Below are 20,458 nucleotides of genomic sequence, written 5' to 3' on the forward strand. Positions count from 1 at the left end.
TCAAGAAAGGCTTGCATATGTTTTCCACGCGCAACTCCCTCACCGTCATTGCCACCATGTTCTTGGTCCTGCTTGGGCTGGGCGCGAGGGCGGACACCAATCGCGCCACCTTTCCCGCCGACTTCGACAAATACGTCCTCTATGCGACCTATGACCGTGGTTCCTCGAAGGAAGAAGCGTTCGCTCTTCCCGAAACGATCGAGCTCTCGAAATCCGGAAAGCCGTTGCCGGCCGGCACTCGCTTGGTGCTCGGCATCTGGACGGACTACAAACTCACCGGCTATTTCGTGATGCATAAGGGCGTGGATTGGGGCCTCGACGTCGAGGAAGAGCGTCGCACAGGCGACTGGCATTTCCAACAGTTCGGTCTCGACAAGCAGGTGAACCGGAGCGCGATCGCCGACCGATGCCAGTCCTGTCATCAATCGGCGGAGAGCAACGACTTCATGTTCACGATCGACCGGATGCGGGACTATCTTCCGTGACACCCTCGCTTCCCATCCGATTAGCGATGAATCTTGTTGCAGGCGGCCTGCTGATGGCCGCCCTGGCCTACGATTGGCTGGGTAACGCGGCGCACGAGATCGTCGGAACGATCATGTTCGCGCTGCTGGTCGCCCACAACACCTTCAACCGACGTTGGTATTCAAGGGCTTCGAAGGGCAGCCGCGACTTTCGTGGATGGATCAACATTGTCGTCATCGTCGCACTGCTCTCGACTATGCTGGCGCTCCTGGTGACGAGCCTGATGATATCGCGCAGCGTGTTCAGCTTCCTGCCGTTAGGCGGAGGCTATGTCGCTCGTCAAATTCATGGGCTTGCCGCATATTGGGCGCTCATCATCGTTTCCGTCCATGTCGGCCTGCGATGGCCGATGGTCATGAGCGTGGCGTCCGTATGGCTGCGGATCAGTGACCGGAGCAAAGTCAGGACCGCTGTCCTTCGCACGTTGGCCGCCGCCATTGCCACCTACGGTATCCATAGTTCATTCGTGATCGGCATCGGATCGCGGCTTATGGCAGAGATCACGATGAACGTCTGGGATTTCAGCCAGTCATCACTTTGCGTCTTTCTTCGCATCGTTTCGGTGATGGTGCTTTGCGGCGGCTCCGCGCACTATGCGATGAAATTGGTAGGCATGCTGAACCTGGCCAAGGGTGGGCGGCATGCTAGACTTCCAGATGCGCCCTAAGTCCGCATGCGCCAACAGCGGTCATGGGACGCTATCGCTCGGCCCAGAAGTTAATGGCGTCATCGATCCCGCCTTCCGCTGGATGGAGCAAGGCAGGGAGGGCGATCAACGCGGCTTTGAGGTTGAACCGTGGCACGATGTTTATCCCTCTGGTTCGTCGTCGATCAATCGCCCGACCTCACGCCTCAGTGGCCGACCATCTTGAGCGCCGCCTCGGGAAGACGCTCACCCTGTACCTCGATCTTCGCGAGACCCGCCGCAATGTCGGAGAGGTCTTCGGCGGTGAGGTCGAGGCCGACCGCGCCGAGATTTTCCTCGAGCCGATGCGGATTCGTCGTGCCGGGGATCGGGACGATCCAGGGCTTCTGGGCAAGGAGCCAGGCCAAGGCGACCTGTGCAGGCGTGGCGCCTTTGCGGTCCGCAACCGCCTTCACCACATCGACCAGGGCCATGTTCGCCTTGCGGGCCTCGGGCGAGAAACGCGGCACCACATTCCGGAAGTCGGTCGGATCGAACTTCGTATTTTCATCTATCTTGCCCGTCAGGAACCCCGCCCCGAGCGGGCTGAATGGAACGAAGCCGACGCCCAGTCCTTCTAGCACAGCGAGCAATTCAGTCTCCGGCCCGCGCCAGAACAGGGAATACTCGCTCTGGATCGCGGCAAGCGGATGGACGGCGTGGGCGCGCCGGATCGTCGCGATCCCGGCTTCCGAAAGGCCGTAGTGCTTCACCTTCCCGGCTACGACCAGGTCTTTGATGGCTCCGGCTACGTCCTCGATCGGCACAGCAGGATCGACCCGGTGCTGGTAGAAGATGTCGATCCGGTCGGTCTTCAGCCGCTTGAGACTGGCGTCGGCGACCGCCTTTATGTGCTCGGGGCGGCTGTTCGTTCCTCCGCCACGTCTGCCCGTCTCCAGATCGAGGTCGAAGCCGAACTTCGTCCCGATCACGACCTGATCGCGGATCGGCGCGAGCGCTTCGCCGACAAGCTCCTCGTTCACGAACGGCCCGTAAGCCTCGGCGGTGTCGAAGAACGTGACGCCCCGGTCATGCGCGCCGCGGATGAGCTTGATCATTTCTGCCTTGTCGGCCGGCGGGCCGTAAGCAGAGCTCATGCTCATGCATCCCAGTCCGAGAGCAGAGACTTCGAGCGCTCCTAGTTTGCGTGTTTCCATTTTCTGTTTCCTTCTGTTCGCGTGCTGCGCAACGGCTTCCTAGGGGGTCGAACGGCCCAGGTCGGCTGCTCTAGTTTCGTTGTCCGGAATCTAGCGATTGAGGTCGTTTTCGATTAGCTGCTATAATCGGCATGAACCTATTAGACGGACTAATGAATGCCGCATGAAAACTACAACGATCTCGTCGCCTTCCTTACCGTCGCCCGGGAGCAAAGCTTCACGAAAGCGGCGGCGAAGCTCGGCGTCTCGCAGTCGGCGCTGAGCCAAACGGTCCGGGGGCTCGAAGCCCGCCTTGGTATCAGGCTGTTGACCCGCACGACCCGCAGCGTCTCGCCGACAGAGGCTGGCGAGAGACTGCTCAACACGGTGGGGCCGCGGTTCGAGGAGATCGAGACGGAACTCGGGGCGCTGAGCGAACTCAAGGACAAGCCGTCGGGCACGATCCGGATAACCGCCGGAGAACACCCGGCGATTACCGTCCTCGCGCCCGCGATCCGCAAGCTTGCGATCGAGTATCCCGATATCAACGTGGAGGTGATCGTCGATTACGGCCTGACCGACATCGTCACAGAGCGCTATGACGCGGGCATTAGGCTTGGGGAGCAGGTCGCCAAGGACATGATCGCAGTGAAGGTGAGCGGGGACATGCGGATGGCCGTCGTAGGTTCGTCCGAATATTTCCAGCGCCACAGGAGGCCGGAGACCCCGCAAGACCTGACCGGGCACAATTGCATCAACATGCGGCTGCCGACCCACGGCGGAATCTATCCGTGGGAATTCGAGCGTGACGGGCGGGAAGTCCGGGTCCGGGTCGACGGCCAGCTCGTCTTCAACAATCTCGCGATGCGCATCGACGCCGCGCTTTCCGGCCTCGGCCTCGCCTACCTGCCGGAGGATCAGGCCACGGCATATCTCGAAGCGGGTCGACTGGAGCGCGTGCTCGAGGATTGGTGCGAACCGTTCTCCGGCTATCACCTCTATTATCCCAACCGGAGACATGCCTCTCCCGCCTTTGGCCTCTTCGTCGACGCGGTCCGGTTTCGCGGTTGATCACGACTTATCAACTGATCGTGATTAAGAAGCTCTCCTAATAAGCTCATACGGTTTCCGGCGCCTAATGTTGCGGCGCACTCTCGCGTACCTTTCACAGGTCTAATCACGAGAGAGAAACCGATGGCACTCCCGAATGACTTCATCGACCTGACGTTCGACGACCGGAGATGAAGAACATGAAAGACATCGTCGCGACCGCAATCGTCGTCGGCTCGGTCGCGTCGCAGGCCATGGCCGAGAGCGGAATCTCCGTCCTGCGCGCCGGCTCGCAACCCGCCACCATCGGCGCGCCCGAAAACTTCACCGGAGCCGTCCGCGTCGACTCACGCTTCAAGGGCACCGACCCAGCGCGTATCGGCGGCGGTCTTGTTTCCTTTGAAGCCGGTGCGCGCACGGCTTGGCACACCCATCCACTCGGGCAAACCCTCTTCGTGACCTCAGGTGTCGGGCTGGTCCAGCACTGGGGCGGGGAAGCACAGGAAATTCGACCGGGCGACGTCGTCTGGATTCCGCCTGATGTCAAGCACTGGCACGGCGCTACGCCCGGCACCGCCATGTCCCATCTCGCCTTTTCCGAAGCGCTCGACGGCAAGTCCGTCGAGTGGATGGAACACGTGACCGACGACCAGTACCCGCATTGATCCTCGATCCAACAACTTAGGCTTCAGATGACCTTCAGCAAGACCACGCTTGTCGCAATCGCGTTTTCGGCCGCCGCGGCCCTGGGCATCCAGGTCCACGCCGAGACGAACCGCGTCCAGTTCCCGGTAAACCTCGACGACCTCGTACACTACGCAACCGTTCGCCGCGGCGAGGTCACCGAGCACATCATGACCACGCGCGAGGCAATGGACGCCGTCAAGAGGGGGCAGCCGATCCCCAACGGCACACACTTCGTTCTGGTCGACTACCGTGACGGCAAGGTCCACCGCTACTTCGTGATGCAAAAGGGCGAAGGCTGGGGAAACGACTACGACGAGGGCCGTCGGACCGAAGACTGGCAGTTCCAATGGTTCTGGGCCGACAGGTCCGTCAACACGGACGAGAACACCGCCCGCTGTCAGTCCTGCCACTCATCGCGCTCCGGCCAGAACTTCCTGTACACGTCCGACGCGCTTGGCGCGTTCGACGATACGGCGATCGAGTGACGGAGTGGTGACGATGAGCCCGCTGTTCCTGCTCCGCCTCGGTTTGGACTTCCTCGCGCTCGGTCTATTCATGGCTGCGATGGCATACTGGTGGTTGGACAACCGTGCGCATGAACTCATCGGCACGGGCATGTTCGCGTTGCTCTTCCTCCACAACGTCTTCAATCGGCGTTGGTACGGCGGAATTCCCCGGACGCGACGTCAGGCAAGACCGCTTGTGTCGGTGGTGCTGAATCTCGCGCTTCTCGCCACGATGGTCACTTTGCTGACGACGAGCGTCCTCATCTCGCAATCGCTTTTCGGCATTCTCGCCATCGGCGGCTTCACGGCCAGGGACATCCATATCCTCGCCGCATACTGGGCCCTGATCATTGTGTCGATCCACCTGGGTCTCCATTGGTCGATCGTCATGAACGTCGTCAGGAGTCTTCTTCCCATCAGTGGCACTCTGCCGTTGCGGACAGCACTGCTCCGGCTGGCGTCCGTGGGCATCGCCGTCGGTGGCGTCTACAGTTCCCTCGAACTCGACATCGGCTCCAGGCTTCTCCTGATCCCAACCATGCAGTTCTGGGATTTCAACGAGGACGCCGCCGGGTTCTTCCTGCGCATCGCCGCCATCGCGGGCCTCTATATCGCCGCAGGGCGTTACGGGGTCCTCGTCATCCAGGCTCCGCGGCGTCCGGCAGATGGACGCGGTCCCTCCGAGCAGCATCCCGAAACCACATCATCAACATAAGGAAGCGAAAGATGGAACTGAACCGACGAGACCTGCTGTTGGCAGCAGGCACGCTGGCCGCGGCGACGAATGTCGGTGTCGCGCAGGCGCAGACCACCACGGGTCAGAACACCCCGGCCACCGCGACTTCATCTGAGATCGGGCGGCGCAAGCTCGGTTCGCTCGAAGTGTCTAGCGTCGGACTCGGTGTGCAGAACATGAGCCGGACCTATCAGCAGACCATCCCCACGCGCGCGGAAATGCACAACATCATCCGGACTGCGTTCGACCACGGCCTGACCTTCTATGACGCCGCCGAAGCATACGGACCGCATGAAGTTGAGAGGATTCTTGGCGAGGGCGTGGAACCGTTCCGCGACCAGATCGTCATCGCCACGAAGTTTGGCTGGAACATCGATCAGGAGACCGGGGAACGGAAGCCGGGGCTGAACAGCCGCCCCGAGCATATCAAGATCGTCGTTGAAGGCATGTTGAAGAGGCTGCGCACTGATCGCATCGACCTGCTCTACCAACACCGCGTCGACCCCCAGGTGCCGATCGAAGACGTCGCTGGAGCGGTCAAAGACCTCATGTCCCAAGGCAAGGTCCTGCACTGGGGTCTTTCCGAAATGGGTTTACAGACCTTGCGTCGCGCACATGCCGCGGTGCCCCTTACTGCCGTGCAAAGCGAATATTCCATGCTGTGGCGCGGTCCAGAGACGGGCGCAATTCCGGTCTGTGAAGAACTCGGAATCGGCTTCGTGCCGTGGAGCCCGCTCGGCGTCGGCTTCCTCAACGGCGCGATCGATGCGAGGACCCGTTTTGCACCAGGTGACATCCGTGCCGTCGAAGGTCGCTTCTCCCCAGAAAATCTTCCCCACAACCTTGAGCTCGTCGAGCTTCTGAAGATGTGGGCGGAACGCAAGCAGGCCAGACTTGGCCAGATTGCACTGGCTTGGCTACTGGCCCGGAAACCGTGGATCGTCCCGATACCCGGTACGACGCAGATGGCCCACATGATCGAGAACATCGGCGCACCCAGCATCAGGTTCTCGCCGCCAGAGATCACAGAATTGAACGCCTCCGTTTCTGCGCTCGAAATCCGCGGAGCGAGGCTGCCCGAGGCCGTGCAGGTCTTTTCCGGCGTGGAAGCACCCGCAAGATCGTAGCTGTCTTGTTTCCAGATGCTCGCATATGGCCCACAGCAATGTCCGCTGTGGGCCAAAGGCAGACATTTGCCTCGGGTTGAACGGATGACCGATTTGGGGTCAACGCAGACTGTCAGCACTTGGACTGGTAACGCGAGAAGCCGAGATCATGGACCACCTTGGACAGTCTATGATCACCCAAGTCACAGGCGAGCGGCTAGCGTTGGAAGGTCAGGTGGATTGTGCCGCTCGGTGCCGTTTCTGCCTTGACTGTGCAGCTAGCTTCCAAGCCGCGCAGATCGTCCCACAGGCGTATGCCGCGCCCAAGCAAGATCGGAGCGATGGCGACATGAAGGCGATCGACAAGGCCCGCCTTGAGGAAGTCGCGAACGACAGTGGGACCACCGCCGATCCGAACATCTTTGCCGCCCGCCGCACCAAGAGCCCGCTGCAGCGCATCGGCAGGCGTGGTGCTGAGGAAATGGAAAGTCGTCCCACCGGCCATCTCTATGGAGGGCCGTGGCTCGTGGGTGAGGACGAAGACCGGAACCCGGAACGGTGGCTCGTCGCCCCACCAGCCACGCCAGTTCGGATCGTCGGGAAAGTTGTGGAGCCCGAACATGCCAGCGCCCATAATCTCGGCACCCACGTTTTCGAAGTACTCCTTCGCGTAGACGTCATCGACGCCCGTGGTCCCTGCTCCTGTGGTATCCTTGAGGACGCGCTCACGGAACGTTCGCGTTGCAGCATATGCGCCGACGAGACGTGGCCAGTCCTCGCCGAACGGGGCTTCGGGCGTCTGGTCCGTCGTTGTCGCGAAACCGTCGAGCGAGATCATGTGATCGACACGAACTACCACTGGAGTCCTCCTTGTGAGTGGTTACATAACCGCCCCACTATTAAGCGGGCCAAATACTAAGGCATTTACCTTTGTATCCAGAATCAATCACTAAGGCAAGTACCTTTTTATCCTTGACCAGCTCCCTGACGCGCTTTAATAAGGCGCATGCCTTACCATTCGACCCCCCTCGACCTTGCCTTTCACGCTCTCAGCGACCCGACCCGCCGCGCGGTGCTATCGCGGCTGGCTGAGGGCGAGGTGCCGGTCAGCGTCTTGGCCGAGCCTTTCAACATGGCGCTGCCCTCCTTCGCCCAGCATCTCAAGGTGTTGGAAGATTGCGGGCTGATCGCGAGCGAGAAGCGCGGGCGCAGCCGCTGGTGCCGGCTGGTGCAGCCGCGCTTCGACGAGGCGGCGGACTGGATGGAAGCGGAGCGCCGGCGCTGGGCCGAGCGGTTGGATCGCCTGGAAGTCTACCTGGACAAGACGGAAGAGGATGTTGAAGGACATGGCAAACCTGTTTGAAACCTGGTCGCTCGATCGCGAAATCGTGCTGGTCAAATTGCTGAATCACCCACGCGACAAGGTCTTTGCCGCCTGGATGGACCCGAGCGCACTCGCCGAATGGTACGGTCCGGCCGGCCTTAAAATCGAGAGCCACGAGGCCGATATCCGAGAGGGTGGGGTCTGGCGGTTCGACATGGTGGGCGTGTTCGAGGGAAAGGAGCAGCGCTTCCCGAACCTCATGCGCTTTCTGGAGATCGTGCCGAACGAGCGGATCGTCATGGACTATGGCACACCCGACCCTGACGACCCCGAACGTTTCCGTACCACGGTGACCTTCGATGAGCAGGCAGACGGCAAGACGGTGCTGACCATGCGGCAGCTCCACCCCAGCGCCAAGCGGCGTCAGGTGGTCATCGGTTTCGGCGCGGTGGAATACGGGCTGCAGACGCTGGACGGTCTCGCCGCTTGGCTAGACGGCTGAGCCATCAGCCACCCGGACGATATGGACTAAACGAAATCGTCTTCCGGCCACTGCGGAGGAACTTTAAGGTCACGTCCTCTATCGACGAAACGCGGGACAAGGTCGATATCTACCGATAGAATTTGCCGAGCTTCATTTCCAACCCATGGGCTTTACGATGCCACTCGAGAACCCGCGTCCGCAACCAACTCTCATCCAGTCGCTTCAGGCCTCTGTCGCGCCGGCATTCGCACTTCATGCTGGCGTAATGCTGGGGGTTTTCACCGTCCTTGGTGACGCCACGCTTTCTGCAGTCGAAGTCGCCAAACGACTCGACGTCGATTCACGGCGTCTCGAGCGCCTGCTCTATGCATTGGTCGCGACGGGGATTCTGGAAATTTGCGACCATGGCTTCCGCAATAACCAGGAGGCAGCAGTCTACCTCGTGCGTGGAAAACCGGGCTATATCGGCGACGAGCACCAACTTCTCGACCAACTCTGGCATGCCGACCTATTGACGGCGACGTCGGTCAGGCAGGGTCAACCGGCGGCGAAGCACGACTTCGCCTCTGCCGATCCCGGGTCGTCGCTGGCATTCTTCCGCGGTCTTGCGCCGTATGCGCTGGCTTTCGGCCGGGGACTTGCGGAAATGATCGACCTTCGCGAGGTAAATTCCGTCATCGATATCGGCGGCGGACCAGGCCATGCGCTGATCGGCCTGCGCGAAACGAAACCGGGCCTGCGGTCGACGTTGCTGGAATTGGCACCGAGCGTCGCCCTTGCGAAAGCGCTTCTCGCAGATGAGTCGCTGGCCGATGGAATGGAATTCGAAATCGGTGACATCGTCCAGGCACCTTCGGCCACGACGCATGACCTCGCCATTCTCAAGGCGGTCATTCAGGTCCTGTCGCCCCAAGATGCGGCGGCGGCTATCCGTAATGCGCATGCCAGCCTGAATTCGGGCGGCAGGCTGTTCATCAGTGGAGTCGGCATTCTCAACGATGACCGAGTATCTCCCCTGGAAGCCGTCTTCTATAATCTGACCTTTATGAACCTCTATTCCGACGGCGCATCCTACACCCGGAGCGAATATTCTCGCTGGCTGTCCGAGGCAGGCTTTGGCGACATCACATTCGGCACTATGCCGTCTGGCAGCCAGCTGATCTCGGCGAGGAAGCCGTGAATGTCCGTTTTCAATTGCTTGGACGGCGCAAAAATCGGGGCAGTTCAGTGGCCGCTTAGGGCCAATAAAGCGGTCAAGGCCTAAGGAGAGCGAGCCTTCACCACTGGCCCGCATCGAGTTTTACGAGATCGATGAAGGCGCGCATGCCTGCCGAGAGATTCCGGCGGCTGGGATAGTAGAGACACATGCCGTCGAAGTCTTGCAACCAATCCTCAAGGCTGGGGATCAGCCGGCCCTCTGCAATGTGGTCGCGAACTTCCTGGGTGAAGGCGTAAGCGATACCGACGCCTTCCAGCGCTGCCTGCACCATGAGGCGCGGCTCGTTGAGTGACAACCGCCCTGTCACGTCGAGAACGATCTGCTGACCGCGCCGTTCGAATTCCCAACGCAGAAGCTTGCCGCTCGGCATACGGTAGCGAATGCAATCGTGGGCCAATAGATCAGCCGGCACCTTCGGCAAAGTGCGCTGAGCGAAATAGTCTGGGGAGGCGACCACCGAAAAACCCATTCTCTGTCCGAATGGTACCGCGACCATATCCTGCGGCACGGCCTCGCGCAGCCTGACACCGAGATCGAACCCCTCCTCGACGATATCGACCATACGGCCATCTGCGAACAGATCGACGCACATATCCGGGTAGTGGCGCAGGAACCTGGCGATGTAGGGTGAGAGCAGCGTCCGGGCGGCTCCCTCGCTGGCATTGATGCGTAAGGTGCCGCTCGGATTGTCCCGCATTGCATCGACCTCATCGAGGGCATCGGAGAGTTCGCGCATGACCGGACGCAATCGGGCCAACAGGCTCTCGCCTGCCTGCGACAGCGCAACGCTTCGCGTGGTGCGGTTGATCAACCGAACCCCGAGCTTTTCCTCAAGGACCCGCATTGTGTGACTGATGGCCGACGGCGTCATATCAAGTTCGACCGCCGCCTTGCGGAAGCTGCGATGCGCCGCCACGGCCATGAAGACATTGAGTTCGCTGACGTTGGCACGCATTACTGAACAAATCTCACCGATGCATCAAGTTTTGTGCAGATTGTCTCAACTCTCTCCCGAGCGCAAGTATGGGGCAGTCATCAACCAAAGGAGAGTATGATGCGCACTTGGTTCATTACAGGCGCTTCGAGGGGCCTGGGCTTCCGCATCGCCGAAGCCGCGCTCGCCGCAGGCGATACCGTGGTTGCAACCGCACGCAAAGCCGACGACGTGGTCGCGGCGCTGGGGCAAAGCGAGCGTCTGCTGGCCCTGCCGCTCGATGTCACAGACGAAGCTCAGGCCCAACAGGCAGCAGATGCTGCAATCGCCCGGTTCGGGCGGATAGATATCCTCGTCAACAATGCCGGGTATGGCCTGCTTGGTTCGGTGGAGGAGGCTTCGGCCAAGGAAATCGAGGATATCTATCGGGTCAACGTGTTTGGCCTGATGGCCGTGACCCGTGCGGTGCTGCCCAGCATGCGCCAGAACAGATCGGGCCATATTCTGAACCTGTCCTCGGTGGGCGGTTTTGTCTCAGGTCCCGGCTTCGGCGTCTATTGCTCGACCAAATTCGCTGTCGAGGGCCTCAGCGAAGCGCTGGCCGCCGAGCTTGCTCCGCTTGGCATCAAGCTGACAATCGTCGAACCGGGCTATTTCCGTACCGACTTCCTCGAAGCGCGTTCGCTGGTCGTGAGCCCCACCCGGATCGCCGATTACGACACAACATCAGGAATGGTGCGCGAGGCCGCCAAGACGATAAGCATGAACCAGCCCGGCGACCCCGCCAAACTCGGAACCGCTGTCATCGCCCTGGTCAACGCGCCCAATCCGCCGCTTCGGCTTGCATTGGGCAGCGATACCTTCGCGGTGGTTGGTGACAAGCTGACCTATGTGCGCGGCGAGCTGGACGCTTGGGAGCAGTTGTCAAAGAGCACGGATTTTGCCAACTAGCGGCCGTCAGATGACCGAGCGCCACCTATTGGCAATTCCGATTGGTGGACGCCTTAGGTGCGAAGCCGTGTACATTTGGCTGCTTCGGTCCAAAACGAGACGTTATCTCCGCAAATGTCCGCAAAGGGCCCACGAGCGGACAACGAAAACACCCTCGACGTCTTCCACCAAAAACAAAAGCCCTCCCCGTTTCCGGAGAGGGTTGTCATTATCGGCATGGCGCCGATCAGTGTTACATATAGCCGTACATCGGGAAGCGCTCGGTCAGCGACATGACCTTGCCGCGCACATTGGCTTCGACGGCGGCGTTGCCTTCATCGGAATTGGCTTCGCGCAGGCCGTCGAGGACTTCGACGATCAGGTTGCCGATCTCGGTGAATTCCGCTTCCTTGAAGCCGCGGGTCGTACCGGCCGGGGTGCCGAGGCGGACGCCTGACGTGACGAAGGGCTTTTCCGGGTCGAAGGGAATGCCATTCTTGTTGCAGGTGATGTAGGCGCGACCGAGCGCGGTCTCAGCCCGCTTGCCGGTGGCGTTTTTCTTGCGCAGGTCGACCAGCATCAGGTGGTTGTCGGTGCCGCCGGAGACGACGTCGAGGCCATTGGCCTTGAGCGAAGCTGCGAGCGCCTTGGCGTTCTTGACCACCTGAGCCGCGTAGTCCTTGAATTCCGGCTGCAAGGCTTCGCCGAGAGCCACGGCCTTTGCGGCGATGACATGCATCAGGGGGCCGCCCTGGAGGCCGGGGAATACAGCCGAGTTGAACTTCTTAGCCAGATCCTCGTCATTGGTGAGGATCATGCCGCCGCGCGGGCCACGCAGCGACTTGTGGGTCGTGGTTGTGGCGACATGGCAATGCGGGAACGGCGACGGATGCTGGCCACCGGCAACAAGGCCGGCAATGTGGGCCATGTCGACCATGAGGTAAGCGCCGACCGAGTCAGCGATCTCGCGGAAACGCTTCCAGTCCCAGATGCGGGAATAGGCAGTGCCGCCGGCGATGATCAGCTTCGGCTTGGTCTGTTCGGCCTTGCGAGCCACGTCGTCCATGTCGAGAAGATGGTCTTCCTCGCGGACGCCGTAGGAAACGACGTTGAACCACTTGCCGGACATGTTGACCGGCGAACCGTGCGTCAGGTGACCACCCGAATTAAGGTCGAGGCCCATGAATGTGTCGCCGGGCTGCAGCAGCGCCAGGAACACGGCCTGGTTCATCTGGCTGCCGGAATTCGGCTGGACGTTGGCGAAGTTGACGCCGAACAGCTTCTTGGCGCGTTCGATCGCCAGTTCCTCGGCGATATCGACGAACTGGCAGCCACCGTAGTAGCGCTTGCCCGGATAGCCCTCGGCATATTTGTTGGTCATGATCGAGCCCTGGGCTTCGAGCACGGCGCGGGAAACGATGTTTTCCGAAGCAATCAACTCGATCTCATGGCGCTGGCGACCGAGTTCCTTCTGGATGGCACCGGCGATATCGGGATCTGTGTCTGCAAGCGAACGGGTAAAGAAAGTGTCGGTGCTCATATGTCATCTCGCTGGGGCTGGGGGAGACCAAATTTCGTTCAGGGTCTTAGCGGCTGGACGCAGCGAGAGCAAGACGATTTGCGCCGCAGATCGCCAGTTTGCGACGCCGTGGCTTGCATGCCGCAGTTTGCGCATGACGACTACCGAAACTCGACCGGGCCTGCCGGCCACGGTCGAGCTCGTATCAGGATCACTCGAGGCCCGGCTCAGACCATGAAGTCCGTCACCTTCAACGTACCGGATATGCCTTTGACATCGATCACGTAGTCATCCGCCGCGGTGAAGCCATCGACACCGTCGCCGTCAACCACAAGCAATTTATGACCGGCGAGCGCGCCGCTGCTCACATCGACCAGAATGGCGTGGTGCGCCTCCAGATGGCCGGCAAGCAATGCGACCAGATCGCCATCGGCACTGACGCCACCGCCGACTGCTGCATCGACGCCCGTCACCTTGAAGTCGAACTGCAATTCGTCCGTGCCCGCCTTGAAGTCCATGATCCGGTCATGGGCGCTGAACTGGGAATCCGTCACGTCGGTGAAAACAAACGTATCGGCTCCGCCGCCGCCAGTCAGGTTGTCGGCTCCTCCGAGGCCGGCAAGAACATCCGCTCCCGCACCAGCCTTGAAGATATCGGCGCCGGCACCGCCGTCGAACTGGAACCGGCCGTCGGTTTCAGCGCTGCCGTCGAAATCGATCTTGTAGGCGGCTCCAAGCGTGCCCGCGTCGACCTCCAGCAGCTTGCCGCTCGCGACATTGGCGTCGACGGTCTTCAGGTCGTAATCGAAGCCGTCCATCACGGCGATGCGCTCGACATTGACGAGCGTCGTCGCCTTGAGGGTCACCGAAGCGATGTTGGTGAGTTCGACCGTATCATAGCCAGTGCCGCCATCCACTTTGCAAGCAGCGCTGAAGGCGTAGCCATATGTCCCCGGAACTGCGGATATGAACTGCATCAGATCGTTGCCGGAACCACCATCGATAACGGCCGGGCCGGCGCCGAGCATGATGAATGTGTCGTGGCCGCCATTGCCGATCAGACGGTCCTTGCCCAGAACGCCGTTGAGTTCGTTGTCCTGGTTGTCGCCGATCAGGATGTCGTTCTTCAGGGTTCCGGTGATATTCTGGATGTTGTAGAGGCGGTCTCCGGCGGCATCGCCATATTGCGTGATGCCTGTCGAGAGATCCACTTTCACCCTGCCGGCGGACGATTGATAGGAAACCGTATTGTTGCCGCCGCCGCCTCGAATGACGTCCGCGCCGGCTCCGCCGTCAATCATGTCGTCCTCCCCGCCGGCGCGGATGACGTCATTGCCAGCGCCCGCAGAAATACTGCCGGTAATATGTCCGTAGCGGCTGTCAAAGAGATCATTGCCCAGGCCGAGCGAGACGTCTCCGAAGATCGAACCGGTGTTGACGATGGAATCGCCCCCCGGTGTCAGACCCAATCCACCTTGCCATGTCCCGCTGTTTTCTATCGACAGATAGACCGTGGGATCCGCGGCGCCGTACCAGGTCGTGAGATCGCCCTGGATAGTGCCGGTATTGGTGATGTGGCCAGTAGCATCCCCCCCGAAGAAGATGCCGAAGAAACTGGACGAGATCAGGCCGTTGTTGATGATTGTACCGCCCGAGAACTGAACGGCGTCACTGCTTGTGCCCGTGACCGTACCGTCATTTATCAAGGTTGCGCCGCTGCCCAGCGCAACACCTTCCGAGCCGCTGACGCTGCCGCCCGTACCGACATGCAGCTTGCCGCCGTTTGAGATGGATACGCCAGTGGACCCGCCGACAACCTGGCCATTGACGTAAATCTCGGCATAGTCGCCGAGCGAATAGATGCCATAGCTCGCGCCCATCACCAGACCGTCGACAATCACGACGCTGTTATCGGCGTAGCCGTTCACATAGACGCCGGTGGAGTTGATGCCTGTTGCAAGAATGTATCCGGAACTCTGTACCAGCAAGTTTTCACCCGCCGCTATCGTTCGCGCACTGCCGAATAGATTATCCGTGGTATTGTTGATCGAATTCGAACTGTTGATGACGTAATACATCGCATTTCCTTTTTCGCTCAAGGCGGCGAGCATAGCAAATCGCTGCCGGCGCGCTGGCATTCCGGATTTTAAGTTGTTGGATGCAATTCCGGCGACTTGGGCCGAGTGCGGCTGTTATCCCACAGATCGGCGCGGCGGGAAATTGGCCGATGGGACCAGAAATGGAACGTGGGAGCAAACCGGGGGCTATGCACGGCTGAGTCGAAAACGCCTCCGACACATTTCCCGGCGCATTTCATTGTCACATGTTTGTGCCGCCTTCATTCAAATGTCCAATCCCTGTGCTTTCCTCCGCCGGCGCCCAATGCTAATGAACCCGCGCAACAAGAAAGAAGAGGCACTCCCATGATTGAACCGATCGGCATTTTGATGCTCAACGATGAAAAAGGCGACGATATCGGCATCCTGCTCGGCGACGAGCATGACGATGTGGAATTCCGCTTCATCATGCTGGTCGGCGGGACGACCGGTGAAACGCTCCGCTTCGAATCCAGCGACAACATGACCGTCGCCGATTTCTTCGATACGCTCGACGATGAGGACAGCACTTCGGAAGCCGCGCTTGTGGATTTCCTCAAGAAGCAGAAAAATGCCGCCGTTCTGGTCGCCTTCGATGGCGATCCCCGCACGTTCGACCTCGACGAGATTTGAGCACTATTGGTCGCTCGAAATGCAAACGCCCGGACGATTGTCCGGGCGTTTTGCTTTGGTGGTATCGGGATGTCGCTCAGTTGGCGGCGGCAGCCGGCTCCTGGTTCAGGCCAGTCTGCAGGGCCAGTTCCTGGGCACCATCCATCTGGTAGATGTCGTCGCGGAACTGTACGACGCGGTCCTTTGCCGACCATGCTGTGATGTATTTGAAATAGATCGGCACTTCGACGGCCATCTCGATCGGCGTGTTGACACCTGTCTTGATCACCTGCTCGATGTGCTGACGATTCCAGCCGGGATTGTCGCGGAGCAGCCAGGTCGTCAAGTCGCGAACGTTCTGGCAGCGGACACAACCCGACGATTCAAACCGCGACAGCTTGTTGAACAGGCCCTGCGACGGCGTGTCGTGCATATACGTGGCGAACTCGTTGTGGAAATTGATCTTGGTCGATGCCATGGCGTTGATCTTGCCGGGATCCTGCCGGAACATCAGGTTCGGCGCCTTCTCGGCATTCCAGTCGATGGTCGTCGGATCGACTTCCTGACCCTTGCCGTCAAACAGGCGGATCTTGTTGTCGGCCAGGTATTTCGGATCCTTGCGCATCAGCGGCATGATGTCCTTTTCGACGATCGAGCGCGGCGCAGTCCAATACGGGTTGAGCGTGACGTTGTAGATCTTGGAGTCAAGGATGGGCGTCGGACGGGTAATACGGCCGACAATGGCGGTGTGACGCTGGGCAACGCGATTGTTTTCCACGGCCTCGATATAGGCAGCCGGGATGTTGACCATCACATAGCGTTGACCGAGGTCCTCGGTGATTGCCTGGACGCGGGTCAGGTTGGTGCGAAGCTGCATCAGGCGCGTATCGGCCGGGATGTTCATCGCATCCAGCGTGTACTTGCCAAGCACGCCATCGAGCGGAAGGCCGTGACGGGCCTGGAAACGCTTGACGCCCTCTTCGACGAGCGAGTCGAAGGAATCGGTCAAGCCGGCCGACTTGGCCAGATCGCCCGATACCATCAGCCGCTGCCGCAGCTGGCGGACAGCAGGATCAGCAACGCCGATCTTGAGCTTCTGACTGGTCTGGACCTGCGGCCAGCCGCCATTGGCGACGATCGCTTCGTAATCGTAGATCGCCTGCTGCAGGTTGACAGCGGCGCCCGAGCCGAAGATCGGGTTGTTGGAGATGATGGCAGCGGCAGTGCGCGAGGACTTTGCGTCGAACTGGTCATCCCAATTGCCACGGCGCGGCGCGTTGATCACGTCGTCGATCGGCACCTGTTCGGCAAGGGCCGGTCCCGCAACCGCGGCGGCGCCCAACAGTGCTGCCGAACGCAGAAATCTGCGCCGGGAAAAATTGGAATTAGAATTGCTGTCCGACATGCCTACTGCCTTCCGAGAACCCGGGGAAACGAATTTCACCTATCATGATCGTGGTTAACGAATGGGGAAAATTCGAGTTCCTTCTGCATTGCAATATAGGTCACTGCAACACTTTCGGATCGCAACGGTCGTATCAGCCCCATTCAGATCACCCGTTGTGGCGGGGATGTCACAATAATGTGGCTGATTTGTGCCGGATGGAAATCACAAGCAAGTGAACGTTGTGGGACTCGGTCCATCACTTCGCGACGCGTATCCGCGCGTAATCCTGGTCCTTCGGAAATTCATCGAAATGGTCGCGGAAATAGGTGGAAATCCGGTCTGCTTGATGGTCGGTTTCGATGCGCACAACGGAAGTCGAAAGCTCCAACGGCCGCTCGCCGACAAAAATTTTATCCAGCATCGCCTGATTGGAGATGCCGGTCAGGACGTAGTAGGTGTCACCGTCATGTTTCGCAAATACCAGGCCGCTCTCGTTCATGGTCAGCGCCTTGCCGGCCTCGGTCTGGAAATAGCGGATCAGGTAGTTGTCCTCGGACATCCGCTTTGCCTGAACGACGAGTTGCATCGGGGAATTGTCGCTGAAGGTCATGACGTAGCGGATACCCTTGCCAGCCACTTTCTCTGATTTGACCGAAGCGAAATAAGCGTATTGAAGCTTTGCCCTGTCGAAGGCCTCGATCGTAAACGGCCTATCCTCCGGGAAACCGGCAATCTGGTCCCCTGCCGCCGTGACATCAGGCAACACGGTTGAGGATTCGAAAGTGCATCCACCCAGCCAAACAAGGCCCAGCAGGGCCAGAACCACTTTCATCGCTCGCATCTCGATCTCCGCCTGTTGAACGCCTTTCGATAAGACGTTTGAGCTGTCGATTTGCATTGGATGCAATTTGAAGCGTGCCTACTACTTCGCCAGCGAGAAACCTCCCTACCCTGTTCAACCTTTCGTCCATATTGATTTCGTTCTCCATATGTTCCAATCATCTGATATGACCAACACGATCGATACATTGGCAAAGGCGGGGCGACACAACATGCTTGTTGTCGCGGAATGTCGGCAGTGCGGGCGGCAGGCGAAGTTCCTGGCCCAGGATCTTGCCACCTTCTATGGCCAAACGCGCGAGCCCCAATCACTGCCCTTTCGCTGCGAGACTTGCGACAGGCGTGATTGCAAGGTCTTTCTCGCCGAAAGCAATTTCGACCGAAATCACGAGATGACCGTCTGGCGGCCAATGAAGATACGTCAGGGATAAACGTCACATGACGGGCGATGAATAATTCGCGGTCAGGCGGTCAGCAAGCCAGCGGGTCGCCGGACCGATCGGGGCGTCGATGCGATAGGCGAGATCCAGCGTCAGTGCCTGCCCCTTTCTCAGGCCGGGCGCATCAATCCGCACCAGCCTGCCGGCTTGCAGATCATCCGCAATGATGTGCTCGGGCATACTTCCCCAGCCAAGTCCGGCCAGCAGCATCGACCGCTTGGCTCCCAGGTCGCTGAGCCGCCAGGTCTGCGTCGATATGACCCCGAAATCCTTGCCTGAAAGCATGAGGGAGCGGTCGGTCAACACCAGTTGCACATTGTCCCTGGCGACCTCCAGCGGGATCTCACCCTTCCAGGCAGCTAGCGGATGGTTCGGCGAAACGACCGGCACCAGCCGGATGTCGACGGCAGGCTTGCGCACAAGGTCAGGCATTTCGACCCGGATAGGAGATAGAATGCCGATGGTTGACAGTCCAGATAACAGCCGCTCGGCCGCCGCGCCCATGTTCTCGACCATCACCCGTGGCGATACCGAAGGCCATGCGGCCTGGAAATCCTTGATAGCGGCGAGGAACAGCGGCATGGGAAACATGCTGTCCACCACCAGCGACACCTCCGCCTCGACGCCCGCCGCCATACCCCGCGCCTGGGCGCGGAACGCACCAACCTCGCCCGCAATCCGTCGTGCCCGCGGCAGCAGCGCATTTCCAGCTTCGGTCAACGTCGGGCGATAGGTCGAGCGATCGAAGACTTCAAGCCCGAACTGGTCCTCAAGCTTCTGCACCGCATAGGTGATTGCCGACTGCGCGCGCCTGAGTTTTCGCGCAGCTGCAGAAAAGCTGCCTGTGTCGACCACGGCGAGAAACACCTGGATCTGGTCAAGCGACAGGCTGTCGGGATGACCATCTGATTTTTCGATAGACATGCGCTAATCTTTACCAGTTTTTTCTGAGGTCGGGAAGAGCGATATGAGCTTCAACGAATTCAAAGGAGCTTAGAAATGTCTACCATCCTCGTCCTGCATAACAGCCTGAATGCCACTGCTTCCGCCACCCGCGAAATGACTTCGGCATTCGCCAGCCAGTACGCCGCCCATCATACCGGCGCCAAGATCATCGAACGTGACCTTGTCGCCAATCCGGTGCCGCATCTCGGCCCGGAACTCTACGAAGCCCAACTCGGCGCCGTGCCGGCCAACGACCACAGCGCCGAACGCGCCGACGCCAACTTGTCGGATACGTTGATTGCTGAAGTCGAAGAAGCCGACGTTATCGCCATCGGCGTGCCGATGTACAACTTCGCCATTCCTTCGACGCTGAAGGCCTGGATCGACCACATCGTCCGTGCTCGCCGCACATTCGCTTACGTCGATGGCGCACCGAAGGGTCTGCTGGCCGAAGGCAAGAAGGTCGTGCTGTTCGTCGCCACGGGTGGCGTCTATTCCGAAGGTGCGGCACAGGTCCTCGATTTTGCGGTGCCGTATTTGAAGACAGTGCTCGGCTTCGTGGGCCTCAGCGACATTACGATCGTCCGCGCTGAAAAGCAGGCGATGCCGGACCTGGCGATCACCGCTCGCGCCGACGCCGTCAAGGAAGCGCTGGCGCTTGCCAGCTAACCCATCAATTTTGCATGAAGTACCGGGCCGCAGTAATGCGGCCCGTTTTGTGTCAGCGATCCGTCTTCTGGACCGGTGAAGGCAATTCCAGCCGGCGGGTCACACTGATGGCGTCGAGGAAAACCTCGTCATGACTGACAACAAGCAGAGCACCATCATAGGCACGCAATCCTGCCTCGACTGCCGCGATCGAGTCGATATCGAGGTGATTTGTCGGCTCGTCCAGAATCAGCAGAGATGGCGGTGACAATCCGCCCAGCACACAAGCCAGCCCGGCGCGTAGCAATTGCCCGCCGCTGAGCGTCGAGACACGCTGAAGCGCGGCATCCGCGCTAAACATGAAGCGCGCCAGCGCTGCCCGGCAGGCATTCTCATCAGAACCGGGATTGATCCGCCGGAAGTTGTCTCGGATCGACATCGACGGATCGAGAAGGCTGACGCGCTGGTCGAGCATCGCGAACGCTGTCATGAGCGAAACCATCCCTGCCCAAGGCTTCAGCTCTCCCGATATGAGCGCCAGCAATGTCGTCTTGCCCGAGCCATTTGAACCGTTGACGGCGATACGCTCCGGCCCTGTGATGGCAAGGATAAATCGCGGAGGATTGGCCGGTTCGGCTGATAGCCTGCG

Annotated in this window: 22 protein-coding genes and 1 pseudogene; 14 read left to right on the top strand and 9 right to left on the bottom strand. The window is 60.0% G+C overall.

The window, feature by feature from the left end:
• Positions 1-17: 17 nt before the first annotated feature.
• Positions 18-485 carry a cytochrome P460 family protein gene (locus ACXHRN_RS14465; RefSeq protein WP_488637013.1) on the top strand — a complete coding sequence of 156 codons (468 nt, stop codon included), beginning with the start codon at positions 18-20 and terminating at the stop codon, positions 483-485.
• Between the two features lie 26 nt (positions 486-511).
• Positions 512-1,192, top strand: coding sequence for a DUF4405 domain-containing protein (locus ACXHRN_RS14470; RefSeq protein WP_488637014.1), 681 nt, complete (start codon positions 512-514; stop codon positions 1,190-1,192).
• A gap of 185 nt (positions 1,193-1,377) precedes the next feature.
• Here the strand turns inward: ACXHRN_RS14470 and ACXHRN_RS14475 are convergent, their stop codons facing one another.
• Positions 1,378-2,367 (bottom strand): aldo/keto reductase, encoded by a 990-nt coding sequence (locus tag ACXHRN_RS14475; protein ID WP_488637015.1) that lies wholly within the window; start codon positions 2,365-2,367, stop codon positions 1,378-1,380.
• A 156-nt stretch (positions 2,368-2,523) separates the two neighbouring features.
• On the opposite strand from ACXHRN_RS14475, the gene ACXHRN_RS14480 reads away from it, so the two are divergent.
• The 5 genes from ACXHRN_RS14480 to ACXHRN_RS14500 all read left to right on the top strand — a co-directional run bounded on the left by ACXHRN_RS14480 (position 2,524) and on the right by ACXHRN_RS14500 (position 6,452).
• Entirely contained in the window at positions 2,524-3,417 is an 894-nt protein-coding gene (locus ACXHRN_RS14480; protein WP_488637016.1) for a LysR family transcriptional regulator, read from the top strand.
• A 233-nt stretch (positions 3,418-3,650) separates the two neighbouring features.
• The gene (locus ACXHRN_RS14485) at positions 3,651-4,061 is read left to right on the top strand and encodes a (R)-mandelonitrile lyase (RefSeq protein ID WP_488641909.1); all 411 of its coding nucleotides are present in this window, start codon (positions 3,651-3,653) and stop codon (positions 4,059-4,061) included.
• Positions 4,062-4,088: 27 nt separating this feature from the next.
• Entirely contained in the window at positions 4,089-4,568 is a 480-nt protein-coding gene (locus ACXHRN_RS14490) for a cytochrome P460 family protein (RefSeq protein WP_488637017.1), read from the top strand.
• A 13-nt stretch (positions 4,569-4,581) separates the two neighbouring features.
• A complete protein-coding gene (locus tag ACXHRN_RS14495) occupies positions 4,582-5,304 on the top strand; it encodes a DUF4405 domain-containing protein (RefSeq protein WP_488637018.1) in 723 nt (240 codons plus the stop codon).
• Positions 5,305-5,315: 11 nt separating this feature from the next.
• Positions 5,316-6,452, top strand: coding sequence for an aldo/keto reductase (locus tag ACXHRN_RS14500; RefSeq protein WP_488637019.1), 1,137 nt, complete (start codon positions 5,316-5,318; stop codon positions 6,450-6,452).
• Positions 6,453-6,648: 196 nt separating this feature from the next.
• Here ACXHRN_RS14500 and ACXHRN_RS14505 read toward each other — a convergent pair whose 3' ends face one another.
• A complete protein-coding gene (locus ACXHRN_RS14505; RefSeq protein WP_488637020.1) occupies positions 6,649-7,290 on the bottom strand; it encodes a dihydrofolate reductase family protein in 642 nt (213 codons plus the stop codon).
• A 147-nt stretch (positions 7,291-7,437) separates the two neighbouring features.
• On the opposite strand from ACXHRN_RS14505, the gene ACXHRN_RS14510 reads away from it, so the two are divergent.
• The 3 genes from ACXHRN_RS14510 to ACXHRN_RS14520 all read left to right on the top strand — a co-directional run bounded on the left by ACXHRN_RS14510 (position 7,438) and on the right by ACXHRN_RS14520 (position 9,419).
• A complete protein-coding gene (locus tag ACXHRN_RS14510) occupies positions 7,438-7,794 on the top strand; it encodes an ArsR/SmtB family transcription factor (RefSeq protein WP_488637021.1) in 357 nt (118 codons plus the stop codon).
• Positions 7,778-8,257 carry an SRPBCC family protein gene (locus tag ACXHRN_RS14515; protein ID WP_488637022.1) on the top strand — a complete coding sequence of 160 codons (480 nt, stop codon included), beginning with the start codon at positions 7,778-7,780 and terminating at the stop codon, positions 8,255-8,257. The genes ACXHRN_RS14510 and ACXHRN_RS14515 overlap by 17 nt, the downstream gene beginning before the upstream one ends.
• Before the next feature lie 157 nt (positions 8,258-8,414).
• Positions 8,415-9,419, top strand: a complete 1,005-nt coding sequence (locus tag ACXHRN_RS14520; RefSeq protein ID WP_488637023.1) for a methyltransferase — start codon at positions 8,415-8,417, stop codon at positions 9,417-9,419.
• Positions 9,420-9,516: 97 nt separating this feature from the next.
• Here the strand turns inward: ACXHRN_RS14520 and ACXHRN_RS14525 are convergent, their stop codons facing one another.
• Entirely contained in the window at positions 9,517-10,413 is an 897-nt protein-coding gene (locus ACXHRN_RS14525; protein ID WP_488637024.1) for a LysR family transcriptional regulator, read from the bottom strand.
• A gap of 99 nt (positions 10,414-10,512) precedes the next feature.
• Here ACXHRN_RS14525 and ACXHRN_RS14530 point away from each other — a divergent pair, with 99 nt between their 5' ends.
• Positions 10,513-11,343 (top strand): oxidoreductase, encoded by an 831-nt coding sequence (locus ACXHRN_RS14530; RefSeq protein WP_488641910.1) that lies wholly within the window; start codon positions 10,513-10,515, stop codon positions 11,341-11,343.
• A gap of 232 nt (positions 11,344-11,575) precedes the next feature.
• Here the strand turns inward: ACXHRN_RS14530 and glyA are convergent, their stop codons facing one another.
• Positions 11,576-12,862 (bottom strand): serine hydroxymethyltransferase, encoded by a 1,287-nt coding sequence (gene glyA / locus ACXHRN_RS14535; protein WP_488637025.1) that lies wholly within the window; start codon positions 12,860-12,862, stop codon positions 11,576-11,578.
• Between the two features lie 206 nt (positions 12,863-13,068).
• Positions 13,069-14,919 (bottom strand): M10 family metallopeptidase C-terminal domain-containing protein, encoded by a 1,851-nt coding sequence (locus ACXHRN_RS14540; protein ID WP_488637026.1) that lies wholly within the window; start codon positions 14,917-14,919, stop codon positions 13,069-13,071.
• A gap of 345 nt (positions 14,920-15,264) precedes the next feature.
• Here ACXHRN_RS14540 and ACXHRN_RS14545 point away from each other — a divergent pair, with 345 nt between their 5' ends.
• The gene (locus ACXHRN_RS14545; RefSeq protein WP_488637027.1) at positions 15,265-15,570 is read left to right on the top strand and encodes a hypothetical protein; all 306 of its coding nucleotides are present in this window, start codon (positions 15,265-15,267) and stop codon (positions 15,568-15,570) included.
• A 76-nt stretch (positions 15,571-15,646) separates the two neighbouring features.
• Here ACXHRN_RS14545 and ACXHRN_RS14550 read toward each other — a convergent pair whose 3' ends face one another.
• Positions 15,647-16,954 (bottom strand): L,D-transpeptidase family protein, encoded by a 1,308-nt coding sequence (locus ACXHRN_RS14550; protein WP_488637028.1) that lies wholly within the window; start codon positions 16,952-16,954, stop codon positions 15,647-15,649.
• 238 nt (positions 16,955-17,192) lie between these two features.
• Positions 17,193-17,777, bottom strand: a complete 585-nt coding sequence (locus ACXHRN_RS14555; protein ID WP_488637029.1) for a hypothetical protein — start codon at positions 17,775-17,777, stop codon at positions 17,193-17,195.
• Between the two features lie 67 nt (positions 17,778-17,844).
• Between ACXHRN_RS14555 and ACXHRN_RS14560 the strand changes: the two genes are divergently transcribed.
• The gene (locus tag ACXHRN_RS14560) at positions 17,845-18,207 is read left to right on the top strand and encodes a hypothetical protein (protein ID WP_488637030.1); all 363 of its coding nucleotides are present in this window, start codon (positions 17,845-17,847) and stop codon (positions 18,205-18,207) included.
• 3 nt (positions 18,208-18,210) lie between these two features.
• Here the strand turns inward: ACXHRN_RS14560 and ACXHRN_RS14565 are convergent, their stop codons facing one another.
• Complete coding sequence (locus ACXHRN_RS14565; protein ID WP_488637031.1) at positions 18,211-19,140, bottom strand: LysR family transcriptional regulator; 930 nt, start codon at positions 19,138-19,140, stop codon at positions 18,211-18,213.
• Positions 19,141-19,215: 75 nt separating this feature from the next.
• On the opposite strand from ACXHRN_RS14565, the gene ACXHRN_RS14570 reads away from it, so the two are divergent.
• On the top strand, positions 19,216-19,830 hold the full coding sequence (locus ACXHRN_RS14570) for an FMN-dependent NADH-azoreductase (protein ID WP_488637032.1): 615 nt from the start codon (positions 19,216-19,218) through the stop codon (positions 19,828-19,830).
• A gap of 52 nt (positions 19,831-19,882) precedes the next feature.
• Here the strand turns inward: ACXHRN_RS14570 and ACXHRN_RS14575 are convergent.
• Positions 19,883-20,457: pseudogene (locus ACXHRN_RS14575) on the bottom strand (ATP-binding cassette domain-containing protein); the annotation flags it as partial.
• Between the last annotated feature and the right edge of the window lies 1 nt (position 20,458).

The organism is Shinella sp. OV683 (assembly GCF_057787725.1).